Source organism: Novosphingobium soli (genome assembly GCF_042432915.1).
GTDB classification, from domain to species: Bacteria; Pseudomonadota; Alphaproteobacteria; order Sphingomonadales; family Sphingomonadaceae; genus Novosphingobium; species Novosphingobium soli.
In genome coordinates, this window is record NZ_JBHLWK010000044.1 from 1 (window position 1) to 609 (window position 609).

Consider the following 609-nt stretch of genomic DNA (forward strand, 5'->3'; position numbering starts at 1 on the left):
AAAAAAAAGCCTGTTCGCCAGCGAGCAAGATCGTCCCGCCATCGCGCGGCGACGGAAACAGTGGCGCAAGTACCAGAACCGGCTTGATCCCACGCGCCTCGTCTTCATCGACGAGACCTGGGCCAAGACCAACATGACCCGCACTCACGGCCGCGCCCGACGTGGCCAGCGGTTGCACGCAAGGGTGCCGTTCGGTCACTGGCGCACACTGACCTTCCTCGCCGCGCTGCGCCACGACCGGATTGATGCACCCTGCGTGCTCGACGGGCCAATCAACGGTCAGCTCTTCCTCGCCTATGTCGAGCAGTTCCTCGCACCTACGCTTGCCCCCGGCGACATCGTCATCATGGACAACCTCGGCAGCCACAAAGGGCAAGCCGTGCGGCAGGCCATCCGGGATCGCGGGGCCAAGCTCCTGTTCCTTCCGCCCTACAGCCCCGATCTCAATCCGATCGAACAAGTCTTCGCCAAGCTCAAGACCCTCCTGCGAAAAGCCAACGAACGATCCGTCGATGCCACCTGGAAGCGCATCGGCTCACTGCTCGATGCCTTCTCCCCCGACGAGTGTGCAAACTATCTCAGAAACAGCGGCTATGCTTCAGCCTAAGA

At 62.1% G+C, this 609-nt stretch carries 1 protein-coding gene; it reads left to right on the forward strand.

The genetic code is table 11. The features are described 5' to 3' along the window. Positions 1-607, forward strand: a 607-nt coding sequence (locus tag ACFFJC_RS21180; protein ID WP_379489232.1) for an IS630 family transposase, incomplete at its 5' end; no start/stop codon positions are given. Positions 608-609: the final 2 nt, after the last annotated feature.